16 protein-coding genes are annotated in these 11,109 nt (G+C 66.7%); 12 read left to right on the top strand and 4 right to left on the bottom strand.

All coding sequences use genetic code 11. From position 1 onward, the window contains the following. Positions 1-1,109, bottom strand: a 1,109-nt coding sequence (locus AO501_RS25355; RefSeq protein ID WP_156452776.1) for a PE family protein, incomplete at its 3' end; no start/stop codon positions are given. 624 nt (positions 1,110-1,733) lie between these two features. On the opposite strand from AO501_RS25355, the gene AO501_RS25350 reads away from it, so the two are divergent. Next, positions 1,734-2,693, top strand: a complete 960-nt coding sequence (locus AO501_RS25350) for a DUF4436 domain-containing protein (protein ID WP_082658835.1) — start codon at positions 1,734-1,736, stop codon at positions 2,691-2,693. On the opposite strand, the gene AO501_RS25345 is transcribed toward AO501_RS25350, so the two are convergent. After that, positions 2,690-2,899 carry a hypothetical protein gene (locus tag AO501_RS25345; RefSeq protein ID WP_055580337.1) on the bottom strand — a complete coding sequence of 70 codons (210 nt, stop codon included), beginning with the start codon at positions 2,897-2,899 and terminating at the stop codon, positions 2,690-2,692. The genes AO501_RS25350 and AO501_RS25345 overlap by 4 nt on opposite strands. A 230-nt stretch (positions 2,900-3,129) precedes the next feature. On the opposite strand from AO501_RS25345, the gene rplN reads away from it, so the two are divergent. The 10 genes from rplN to rplO are packed head-to-tail and all read left to right on the top strand — an operon-like array spanning position 3,130 to position 7,274. Continuing rightward, positions 3,130-3,498 (top strand): 50S ribosomal protein L14, encoded by a 369-nt coding sequence (rplN, locus tag AO501_RS25340; RefSeq protein WP_055580336.1) that lies wholly within the window; start codon positions 3,130-3,132, stop codon positions 3,496-3,498. Then, complete coding sequence (gene rplX / locus AO501_RS25335; protein WP_055580335.1) at positions 3,499-3,816, top strand: 50S ribosomal protein L24; 318 nt, start codon at positions 3,499-3,501, stop codon at positions 3,814-3,816. It abuts the gene before it with no gap. 2 nt (positions 3,817-3,818) lie between these two features. After that, a complete protein-coding gene (gene rplE, locus AO501_RS25330) occupies positions 3,819-4,382 on the top strand; it encodes a 50S ribosomal protein L5 (RefSeq protein WP_055580334.1) in 564 nt (187 codons plus the stop codon). A gap of 4 nt (positions 4,383-4,386) precedes the next feature. Continuing rightward, a complete protein-coding gene (locus tag AO501_RS25325) occupies positions 4,387-4,572 on the top strand; it encodes a type Z 30S ribosomal protein S14 (protein ID WP_055580333.1) in 186 nt (61 codons plus the stop codon). Positions 4,573-4,592: 20 nt separating this feature from the next. Further along, positions 4,593-4,991 (top strand): 30S ribosomal protein S8, encoded by a 399-nt coding sequence (gene rpsH / locus AO501_RS25320; RefSeq protein WP_055580332.1) that lies wholly within the window; start codon positions 4,593-4,595, stop codon positions 4,989-4,991. An 11-nt stretch (positions 4,992-5,002) separates the two neighbouring features. Then, positions 5,003-5,542, top strand: coding sequence for a 50S ribosomal protein L6 (gene rplF / locus AO501_RS25315; RefSeq protein ID WP_055580331.1), 540 nt, complete (start codon positions 5,003-5,005; stop codon positions 5,540-5,542). Between the two features lie 35 nt (positions 5,543-5,577). After that, complete coding sequence (gene rplR / locus AO501_RS25310) at positions 5,578-5,946, top strand: 50S ribosomal protein L18 (protein ID WP_082658836.1); 369 nt, start codon at positions 5,578-5,580, stop codon at positions 5,944-5,946. 19 nt (positions 5,947-5,965) lie between these two features. Then, on the top strand, positions 5,966-6,643 hold the full coding sequence (rpsE, locus tag AO501_RS25305) for a 30S ribosomal protein S5 (RefSeq protein WP_055580329.1): 678 nt from the start codon (positions 5,966-5,968) through the stop codon (positions 6,641-6,643). Further along, positions 6,640-6,837, top strand: coding sequence for a 50S ribosomal protein L30 (gene rpmD, locus AO501_RS25300; RefSeq protein ID WP_055580328.1), 198 nt, complete (start codon positions 6,640-6,642; stop codon positions 6,835-6,837). Before rpsE ends, rpmD begins: the two co-directional genes overlap by 4 nt. Continuing rightward, positions 6,834-7,274, top strand: a complete 441-nt coding sequence (rplO, locus tag AO501_RS25295) for a 50S ribosomal protein L15 (protein ID WP_055580327.1) — start codon at positions 6,834-6,836, stop codon at positions 7,272-7,274. The genes rpmD and rplO overlap by 4 nt, the downstream gene beginning before the upstream one ends. A gap of 16 nt (positions 7,275-7,290) precedes the next feature. Here rplO and AO501_RS25290 read toward each other — a convergent pair whose 3' ends face one another. Next, the gene (locus AO501_RS25290) at positions 7,291-8,217 is read right to left on the bottom strand and encodes an LLM class flavin-dependent oxidoreductase (protein ID WP_055580326.1); all 927 of its coding nucleotides are present in this window, start codon (positions 8,215-8,217) and stop codon (positions 7,291-7,293) included. 49 nt (positions 8,218-8,266) lie between these two features. On the opposite strand from AO501_RS25290, the gene sppA reads away from it, so the two are divergent. Next, positions 8,267-10,060, top strand: a complete 1,794-nt coding sequence (gene sppA / locus AO501_RS25285) for a signal peptide peptidase SppA (RefSeq protein ID WP_055580325.1) — start codon at positions 8,267-8,269, stop codon at positions 10,058-10,060. A gap of 47 nt (positions 10,061-10,107) precedes the next feature. Here sppA and AO501_RS25280 read toward each other — a convergent pair whose 3' ends face one another. After that, positions 10,108-11,019, bottom strand: a complete 912-nt coding sequence (locus AO501_RS25280) for a class I SAM-dependent methyltransferase (protein WP_055580324.1) — start codon at positions 11,017-11,019, stop codon at positions 10,108-10,110. Positions 11,020-11,109: the final 90 nt, after the last annotated feature.

Genomic DNA, 11,109 nt, shown 5'->3' with positions numbered 1-11,109 from the left:
CCGTTGCCACCCAGGCCCCCGATACCGCCTTTACTGAAAAGTCCCTGCGCCGCCCCGCCGGCACCGCCGGTGCCGCCGGTGCCGCCGGTGGAGCCGTCTGCGCCGGCCCAACCACCGTCGGCACCCGCGGCACCGAATCCGCCCGCACCACCGTTACCGCCGGCCCCGCCGGTGCCACCGGACGACAGGCCGAGTGCCCGGCTGACGCCCCCGGTGCCGCCCGACCCGCCGGCTCCACCGACCTGTCCGGCCGACCCGGCAGAGCCGTCGCCGCCGGCTCCGCCCGCACCACCAGTGCCGCCCAGGTAGCCACTGGCGCCTCCGGACCCGCCGGCACCTCCTGCCACGCCGGTGCCGGCAGCACCGGCACCGCCGGCTCCTCCATCACCCCCGCTGCCGAAGAGGAATCCACCCGCACCTCCGGATCCCCCGGCGAAGCCGGCAGCGCCGGCTCCGCCGATGCCGCCGCTGCCGAACAAGACCGCAGATCCGCCCGCGCCCCCTGGCGCGCCGGTGCCGCCGGCCCCGCCGGCGCCTCCATTGCCGAACAGCAACCCGCCGGTGCCCCCGGATCCGCCGGCTACACCGCTCGCCCCGACACCGCCGGTCCCGCCATTGCCGAACAAGCCGGCCGCGCCGCCGCTACCGCCCAGGCCGTTGTAGCCGTGGCCACCGTTGCCCCACAACAGTCCGCCGGACTGCCCGTTGGGGTTTGCCGCCGTGCCGGCGGCGCCGTCGCCGATCAGTCGGCGCCCGACCAGGAATTCGGTCGGCGCGTTGATCGTGTCGACTACGGCCTGCTCGAGTGCCTGCAGGGGCGATGTGTTGGCGGCCTCAGCGAGGCCGTACGCTTGCCCGCCCGCGGTCAAGGTCCGGACGAATTGCTCGTGGAAATTCGCGACGTCTCCGGAGAGTGCCTGGTAATCCCTCGCGAAATTGCCGAAAAGCACCGAGATTGCCGCCGACACTTCGTCGGCCCCCGCCGCGAGAACCTGGGTCGTGGAATTGGCCGCGGCCGAGTTGGCCGCCGTGATCGCAGATCGGATTCGGATCAGATCCTGCGACGCGGTCGCGAACGCATCAGGCACTGCACTCACGAAAGTAGACATGGAACTCCGATCGCAGAAACAACGGCACGACGACAAAGGCAGACACTGAAAGGGTCGCTAGGTCAGCTGCGGTCACATTGCCATGCTTCAGCCGGCCTACCCGGTCGCCGAATTCTGCTGACGGGCAACGTTAAAGGTGTCGTGTCGCGAAAAGCGCGGCGCCAATAGCGGTCCCGGTGGCGCCCTGCTCGCCTCGAGCCTGGTTACGGCTCATCAGCCGCCCTACCTGGCGTTAACCCGCTGAAGGCAACACCGAAACAGTTAACAGCCGGTTCCCTGAATGGAGTTCGCAGCGCGCATTTGTGATCGGCGCGAAGTCACCGGAAAGCACAACGAGTTTTCATAGAAACACGTTGACGCGAAACAGAAGCGCGGTGCCGACAAACAACCTTTTCGCCGCAGTGGATCGTAGTTCGAAAGCTGTTGGGCCCGGTGCGGTCACGACGGGGCTCACTGCGGCTGTCGACATTCCCCTCGAGACGCGCTGGGCAAGTTGGAATGACTCCGTAAGCAGAGGTCGCTACCCCCGTGTTAACGCAGGTGACACGCAATGTTACGGGCGCGTAGCGCGTCGTACCAAAAGCTGCTAGCAAACAAATCAATTGCTAATCTGCCGCAGTGACAATGCACAGGGAGCTGGCCGCACCGGCGGGCCCTCGACCCGAGTTCGACCTGGACGAGACATTCGCGCTGCCCGCGCACAGCCCCGCGGATGCCGCTCAGCAGCGTCGCCGCCGCCACCTCATCATTGATGTCTCCGTCGTCCTCAGCGTGGTCGTCGTCTACCTGTTGTCCCTGTTCGGTTACCACCTGCTGGCCACCTCGCCGGGGCCGCTGCCCGAGCCGGACATGACGACCACGGACAACAGCGTGGTCCTGGTGCGCATCGAGCAACTGCACGCCGTCGAACATCGCCTGGACGTCAAAGTCCTTGTCAAGCCCGATGATTCGATGGTCGACCCGCGCCTGAACGTGTTGAACACCGATACCTCGGTGCGATTCTTCCCGCAGAACGACCTGGGTGACCTGCAGTACCCGATGGGCAAGTCGCCGGCGCAGGTGGCCACCACCATCCCGGCGCACGGCGAACCCGGCGACTGGCCGTTCGACACCTACACGACCGACACCATCCAGGCCGATGTGTTGGTCGGGACCGGCGACGGCCGTCAGTACAAGCCGGCCCGGGTGGAGGTGACCGGCGTGCTGGAGGGCTGGGACGTCTCGGCAACCCGGGTCGGGCGGGACAGCCACGACCCCAACCGCCCCGACAACGTGATCATCACCATCAAGCGGGCGAAGGGGCCGCTCGTCTTCGATCTGGGGATCTGCCTGGTGCTGGTGGCCCTGCCGACGCTGGCGCTGTTCGTGGCCATCCAGATGCTGACCGGCCGGCGCAAGTTCCTGCCGCCGTTCTCCACCTGGTATGCCGCGATGCTGTTCGCGGTGGTGCCGCTGCGCAACATCCTGCCTGGTTCCCCGCCGGCCGGCTCCTGGGTCGACCAGGCGGTGGTGATCTGGGTGCTGATCGGGCTCGCGACCGCGTTGATCCTCTACATACTGGCCTGGCACCGGCAGGGGGACTAGGACGCCGGGGGTCGGCTCCTGGTTTTCGGGGGCGGATAAACAGATCTGGCGATCGTCGCCGAGATCCATCCGATCAACCAGCCGCCGGCGAAGATCAGGAAGGTGTGCAGGCGGTCGGGGTAGGTCAGCGCAACGACGATGAGGACCACTGCCCAGGTCAATGCGCAACCGACGCTGTAACCCGCATAGGTCCCGCGCAGCCGCATAGCCCCGAAAGTACTCGCCGACAAGGGTGGCGGTCCGGGACAATTTGGTGCTGAGCTGGGTGTCCCCTAGACTCTAGGGGTTGCCTTGGGCAGACCTCGGCTGGCTTTGCGGTTTGAAAGCCGGCCCCGCGTGCCTTTCGGTGACAAACAGTTTTTCAAGACCGCGCACGTCAGGCTCACTGAGCTTGTTTCAGCCTGCCGCGCACACGTCCACCAGGTCAGGAGATCGAGTGATTCAGCAGGAATCGCGGCTGAAGGTCGCCGACAACACCGGCGCCAAGGAGATCTTGTGCATCCGCGTGCTCGGCGGCTCGTCGCGACGCTATGCCGGCATCGGCGACATCATCGTCGCCACGGTCAAGGACGCCATCCCGGGCGGCAACGTCAAACGGGGTGACGTCGTGAAGGCCGTCGTGGTGCGCACCGTCAAGGAGCGCAGGCGCCCCGACGGCAGCTACATCAAGTTCGATGAGAACGCCGCGGTGATCATCAAGCCCGACAACGACCCGCGCGGTACCCGCATCTTCGGGCCGGTCGGCCGCGAACTGCGGGAGAAGAAGTTCATGAAGATCATCTCGCTCGCCCCGGAGGTGTTGTAGGTGAAGGTCCATAAAGGCGACACCGTGCTGGTCATCGCCGGCAAAGACAAAGGGGCGAAGGGCAAGGTCATTCAGGCCTACCCGGACCGCAACCGGGTGCTGGTCGAAGGCGTCAACCGGATCAAGAAGCACACCGCGATCTCGACCAACCAGCGCGGCGCCCGCTCGGGTGGCATCGTCACCCAGGAAGCGCCTATCCACGTGTCCAACGTGATGGTGGTCGACTCCGACGGCAAGCCCACCCGCATCGGCTACCGCGTGGACGAAGAGACCGGCAAGCGCGTCCGCATCTCCAAGCGCAACGGCAAGGACATCTGACGATGACTACTGCAGAGAAAACGCAGCCGCGCTTGAAAGAGCGCTACCGCAACGAAATCCGTGACGCACTGCACAAGCAGTTCGGCTACGGCAACGTCATGCAGATCCCGACGGTGACCAAGGTTGTGGTCAACATGGGTGTCGGCGAGGCCGCCCGTGACGCCAAGCTGATCAACGGCGCCGTCAACGACCTGTCGCTGATCACCGGGCAGAAGCCGGAGATCCGCAAGGCGCGCAAGTCCATTGCGCAGTTCAAGTTGCGCGAAGGCATGCCGATCGGCGCGCGGGTCACCCTGCGTGGCGACCGGATGTGGGAGTTCCTCGACCGGCTCACCTCGATCGCGCTGCCCCGTATCCGTGACTTCCGCGGGTTGTCGCCCAAGCAGTTCGACGGTGTCGGCAACTACACCTTCGGTCTCGCCGAGCAGTCGGTATTCCACGAGATCGACGTGGACAAGATCGACCGGGTCCGCGGTATGGACATCAGCGTCGTCACCTCGGCGACGAACGACGACGAAGGACGAGCGCTGTTGCGGGCCCTCGGCTTTCCCTTCAAGGAGAACTGAGCAGATGGCGAAGAAGGCACTGGTCAACAAAGCCAACCGCAAGCCGAAGTTCGCGGTGCGCGGCTACACGCGCTGCAGCAAGTGCGGTCGTCCGCGCGCGGTGTTCCGCAAGTTCGGGCTCTGCCGAATCTGCTTGCGCGAGATGGCGCATGCGGGCGAGTTGCCCGGCGTGCAGAAGAGCAGTTGGTGACAGGACACAGGGACTAAACCATGACGATGACGGACCCAATCGCGGACTTCTTGACACGTCTGCGCAACGCCAACTCGGCGTACCACGACGAAGTGACCCTGCCGCACTCCAAGATCAAGGCCAACATCGCCCAGATCCTGAAGAGCGAGGGTTACATCACCGACTTCCGCACCGAGGATGCTCGGGTCGGCAAGTCGCTGATCGTCCAGCTCAAGTACGGCCCCAGCCGCGAGCGCAGCATCGCTGGCCTGAAGCGGGTGTCCAAGCCCGGCTTGCGGGTCTACGCAAAGTCCACCAACCTGCCGCGGGTGCTGGGAGGCCTTGGCGTCGCGATCATTTCGACGTCGTCGGGTCTGCTCACCGACCGTCAGGCAGCCAGACAAGGCGTGGGCGGCGAAGTCCTCGCGTACGTATGGTGAGGGGTTAGACGATGTCGCGTATTGGTAAGCAACCGGTTCCGATTCCGGCCGGAGTCGACGTAACCATCGAGGGCCAGAACGTGTCGGTCAAGGGACCCAAGGGCACCCTGGAACTGACTGTCGCCGAACCGATTACGGTGGCGCGCAACGACGACGGCGCCATCGTGGTCGCCCGTCCGAACGACGAGCGGCAGAACCGTTCGCTGCATGGGCTGTCGCGCACCCTGGTGGCCAACCTGGTCACGGGTGTGACCGAGGGCTACACCACCAAGATGGAGATCTACGGGGTGGGCTACCGCGTGCAGCTCAAGGGCAGCAACCTGGAGTTCGCGCTCGGTTACAGCCACCCGGTGGTGATCGAGGCGCCTGAGGGCATCACGTTCGCCGTGCAGGCCCCGACGAAGTTCACCGTCACGGGTATCGACAAGCAGAAGGTCGGCCAGATCTCGGCGAACATCCGCCGTCTGCGCCGCCCCGACCCGTACAAGGGCAAGGGCGTGCGCTACGAGGGTGAGCAGATCCGCCGCAAGGTCGGAAAGACAGGTAAGTAGTCATGGCGCAATCACAGGCTGAAGCGCAAAAGCCCGTGGGGCAGAGCGTATCCGCGACCCGCCGGGTCTCGCGGCTGCGCCGGCACGCACGGCTGCGCAAGAAGATCTCCGGCACCGCGGAGCGTCCCCGACTGGTGGTCAACCGGTCTTCGCGGCACATTCACGTGCAACTGGTGAATGACCTGAACGGGACCACGGTGGCCGCGGCTTCGTCGATCGAATCCGACGTGCGCGGACTGGATGGGGACAAGAAAGCCCGTAGCGTGCGGGTCGGACAGTTGATCGCCGAGCGGGCCAAGGCTGCCGGCGTCGACTCCGTGGTCTTTGACCGCGGCGGCTACACCTACGGTGGACGGATTGCGGCATTGGCCGATGCTGCCCGCGAGAACGGATTGCAATTCTGATGAACGGAAGGACCGCATAATGGCGGAACAGTCCGCTGGGGGTCAGGGCCCCGACAGCCGTGACGGCGGCCGCGACTCGCGCGACGGACGGGGCCGCCGCGACGGCGGTGGCCGTGGCGGTCGCGACCGCGACCGCGACGGTGACAAGAGCAATTACCTGGAGCGGGTCGTCGCGATCAACCGTGTCTCCAAGGTGGTCAAGGGTGGTCGGCGATTCAGCTTCACCGCTCTGGTCATCGTCGGTGACGGCAACGGGATGGTCGGAGTCGGCTACGGCAAGGCAAAAGAGGTTCCGGCCGCGATCGCCAAAGGCGTCGAGGAGGCCCGCAAGGGTTTCTTCCGGGTGCCGTTGATCCGCGGGACCATCACGCACCCGGTACAGGGCGAGGCCGCCGCCGGCGTCGTGCTGCTTCGCCCGGCCAGTCCGGGTACCGGTGTGATCGCCGGTGGTGCGGCGCGTGCGGTGCTGGAATGCGCCGGCGTGCACGACATCCTGGCCAAGTCGCTGGGTAGCGACAACGCGATCAACGTCGTGCACGCGACCGTCGCCGCGCTGAAGATGCTGCAGCGTCCCGAAGAGGTGGCCGCTCGCCGCGGTCTGCCCATCGAGGACGTCGCCCCGGCCGGGATGCTCAAGGCCCGCCGCGAAAGTGACGCGCTGGCCGCTGCGGCAGCGCGAGAGGGAACAGCACAATGAGCCAGTTGAAGATCACCCAGGTGCGCAGCACCATCGGTGCGCGCTGGAAGCAGCGCGAAAGCCTGCGCACCCTGGGTCTGCGCAAGATTCGCCACTCGGTGATCCGCGAAGACAACCCGCAGACGCGCGGGTTGATCGCAGTGGTGAACCACCTGGTTGAGGTGGAGTCGGCGCCCGAAGGGAAGACACAGTGACCATCAAGCTGCACGACCTGCGGCCCGCGCCCGGGTCGAAGACCGCGCGTACCCGAGTCGGCCGCGGTGAGGGTTCCAAGGGCAAGACCGCGGGCCGCGGTACCAAGGGTACGAAGGCTCGCAAGAACGTTCCGTCGACCTTCGAGGGTGGGCAGATGCCCATCCACATGCGGCTGCCCAAGTTGAAGGGCTTCCGCAACCGGTTCCGCACCGAGTACCAGGTGGTCAACGTCGGCGACATCAGCCGCTTGTTCCCCGAGGGCGGCACCGTCGGCATCGACGAGTTGGTGGCCAAGGGCGCGGTTCGCAAGAACGGCTTGGTCAAGGTGCTCGGCGACGGCAAGCTGACTGTGAAGGTCGACCTGACCGCACACAAGTTCAGCGGCAGCGCACGGGAGAAGATCACTGCGGCCGGCGGCAGCGCCACCGAGCTGTAGTATCTGCTCGCGCAAGCTAACTCAGCCGCGGGATCACTTCTGCGGCAAGGCGTTCCATCTGCTCACGGTCTTCCGCCGCGTTCTGTCCGACGGGGTTGAACAGCAGCATCTGCGCCCCCGCGTACATCACCTCGCGCAGGCCGCGGATCACGTCTTTGGGTGTGCCGTAAACCGGAACGGCGTCGATGCCGGCCATGCCGCCGTAGATGCGACGCAGCCCGGCGAGCACGCGTTCGCGGGCCCGCTCGGCGTCGTCGTCGATCATCAGATACACGCGTTTGCCGATGGTGAAGGTCGCCGGGTCCTTTTGTTGTTCGGCGAGTTCGCGCCGCACGATCTCCACTGCCTTGGCGAAGTCCGCCGTCGTGGAAGAACCCGCGCCGAGAAAGGCGTCGCCGTGCCGCACCGCCCGGGCCAGGGCCTTGGGCGCCTGGCCGCCGAACCAGATCGGGGGATGCGGCCGCTGCGCAGGCTTGGGCGCGATGGGCAGGTCGTCGACATCGCGGAACCTGCCGTGAAACGTCACCCGGGGCTCGTCGGACCACGCGGCCTTCATCAACTGCAGGCCTTCGGTGAAGTAGCTGATGAAACTGTCCTGCTCCACGCCGAAAGCGGCGAAACGGCGACGGCCACCGCCGGGGGCGATACCGATGTCGAGCCGGCCGTGGCTGAGGCGGTCGACGGCGGTGATCGCCGAGGCCAGTTGCAACGGATCATGCAGTGACGTGACGAGAACGGCGACTCCCAGGCGCAGCCGCTGCGTGCAGGCCGCCGCGTAGGCGAGCAACTCCAGCGGGGCCAGCAGGGGTGCGTCCCCGATGATCTGCTCGAGGACCCAGCCGCCCTCAAACCCGAGTTGCTCCGCCCGGGCGAGATAGGAACGCAGCCCGTCTGCGTCGAAGTCGCCCGAAATGAGTTGGGGGATGGCTATCGAATACCTCACGGGCTCCACCGTACGGGCCGGATCGGGGCCGGTCGGTAGGCTATCTAAGATGTTCGCGTTTATGCCCTCACTGCCCGGAGTCAACGAAGTCCGTGCCCTTGTCGACCGGGTCGACACCGCTCGGCACCACGGCGTGCCGAACGGTTGCGTACTGGAGTTGAACCTGCAGAGCGCGCCACCGGAGACCACCGGCTTCGACCCGTTAACCATCATCACCGGCGGTGGGCGTCAGATGTCGCTGCGCGAGACGGTCGCCGCCATCCACCGTGCCGCCGAGGACCCGCGGGTAGCGGGGCTGATCGCGCGTGTGCAGCTGCCGCCGTCGCCGATCGGGGCGGTCCAGGAGCTGCGGGAAGCCATCGCCGCGTTCAGCGCCGTCAAGCCGTCCGTGGCGTGGGCGGAGACCTACCCGGGCACGCTGTCGTACTACGTGGCTTCCGCGTTCCGGGAGATCTGGATGCAGCCTTCCGGTGGTGTCGGGCTGATCGGCTTCGCGGCCAACGCGATGTTTCTGCGGGATGCGCTGGACAAGGCGGGTATCGAGGCGCAGTTCGTAGCCCGAGGTGAATACAAGTCTGCGGCAAACCTTTTCACCGAAGACGGCTTCACCGACGCGCACCGCGAAGCGGTCACCCGCATGCTGGAGAGCCTGCAGAGCCAGGTATGGCAGGCGGTGGCCGAGTCGCGCAAGATCACTGTCGAGGACTTGGACGCGATGGCCGATCGCGCTCCGCTGATGCGCGACGACGCCCTGGCCTCGGGGCTGGTCGACCACATCGGATTCCGCGACGAGGCCTACGCCCGCATGGCGGAATTGGCCGGCGGGACAACGGGTTCGCAAGACGATGACGCCGACGCCGAGGAGAAGCCGCCGCGGATGTACCTGGCGCGCTACGCGGGTTCGGCCCGGTCGCGTCTGACGCCGCCGGTGCCCCCCATCCCGGGGCGGCGCGCCAGGCCCACCATCGCCGTGGTCACCGTCGAAGGCGCGATCGTCAACGGTCGGGGCGGGCCGCAGGGCGTGCCTTTCGGCCCGTCGAACGCCGGCGGCGACACCATCGCGGCGGCGCTACGCGAGGTGGCGGCCGACGATTCGGTGTCGGCGATCGTGGTCCGCGTGGACAGTCCCGGTGGTTCGGTGACCGCATCGGAAACCATTTGGCGCGAGGTGAAACGAGCCCGCGAACGCGGCAAGCCGGTGGTGGCGTCGATGGGCTCGGTCGCCGCGTCCGGCGGGTACTACGTCTCGATGGCCGCCGACGCGATAGTCGCCAACCCCGGAACGATCACCGGCTCGATCGGTGTCATCACCGGGAAGTTGGTGGTGCGCGACCTCAAGGACCGGTTGGGGGTGGGCTCGGACACGGTGCGCACCAACGCGAATGCCGATGCCTGGTCGATAGACGCCCCGTTCACTCCGGAGCAGCAGGCCCGGCAGGAGGCCGACGCCGACCTGTTCTACACCGACTTCGTGCAGCGCGTCGCAGACGGCCGCAACCTGACCACCAAAGACGTGGATACCGTTGCACGCGGCCGGGTTTGGACGGGCGCCGACGCGCTGGAGCGAGGGCTGGTCGATGAGCTCGGTGGCTTCCGCACCGCGGTGCGCCGCGCGAAGGTACTGGCCGGGCTGGACCCGGACACCGAGGTTCGGGTGCTGAGCTATCCGGGATCGTCGTTGCTGGACATGCTGCGCCCGCGGGCGTCGTCACAGCCCGGCGCGGCCTCGTTGCCCGAGGCCGTCGGTGCGCTGCTCACCCGCTCGGTGGCCGGGATCGTCGACAACGTCGAGCAGACGCTGAGTGGTGCCCGCGTGCTGTGGGCAGGTCAGTCGCGCTTCTGAGGCTGGCCAGATGGCGGCGACCCGGCTACGTTCGATGGCGATCGCCGCTAGGTCAGCGTCGCGCTGATGAAGATGATCTCGCCGAGCGGGTCGTCATCGCCGGGGGCGGGAAGCTGTAGACCGTGTTGCTTGAACAGCTCGGTCCGCGTCACCCCGTCGGCCTGCCAGCCCTTGTCGCGCAGATAGTCGACGACATGGGTGCGCGACCCGGAGTACACCAGCGAGGCCATGTCGATGTCCAACCCGTGGTTGCGGAACCGGCCGGACATTTCACGGACCTTTTCCGCGTCGAAATCGACTATGCCGGGCACGAATTCGGTCGCGACGGTGCTGCCTGGGGCGCTGAGCGCAGTGATGTTGTCGAACAACCGGTCTTGAGCTTCCGGGGGCAGGTAGATCAGCAGCCCTTCGGCGAGCCACGCCGTCGGCTGTGACGGGTCCAGGCCGGCCTGCCTGAGTGCGGAGGGCCAGTCGCCGCGCAGGTCGATGGCCACGGTGCGCCGTGTGGCGGTCGGTTCGGCCCCGATGTCGGCGAGGGCGGTTGTCTTGAACTCGATGACCTGGGGTTGGTCGATCTCGTAGACGACCGTCCCGTCGAGCCAGGGCAGCCGGTAGGCACGCGCGTCCAATCCGGACGCCAGGATCACCACCTGCCTGATACCGGATTCGGTCGCGGCGCTGAAGTATTCGTCAAAGTACCTGGTGCGCACTCCCATTCCGCCGATCATCGCCTGTACCCGCTCAGGCTTGAAGTCCTCGAGCGCCTCGGTTTCCAGCTCCCCGTCCAGCATCTTGGTGAAGAAGTCCACACCGACCGCCCGCACCAGCGGTTCGGCGAAGGGGTCTTTGATCAGGCCGTCGGGAGCCTTGGTCACCATCGCGCGGCCGGCCGCGACCATGGTCGCGGTGGCGCCGACACTCGACGCGAGATCCCAGTTGTCGTCGTGAGCGCGTGGCATGCGCGTCCTATCTGTCGCGGTTAGTGTCGTCTATACAACGTTCGGCCCGCCCGCCGCATTTCCGCCCCCGCAAATTGGCCCGAATAGGTT

It is taken from the genome of Mycobacterium gordonae (assembly GCF_001417955.2).
Classification (GTDB): Bacteria; Actinomycetota; Actinomycetes; order Mycobacteriales; family Mycobacteriaceae; genus Mycobacterium; species Mycobacterium gordonae_B.
The sequence above is the reverse complement of the archived record's forward strand: the minus strand, read 5'-3'. Positions and strand labels throughout refer to the sequence as shown.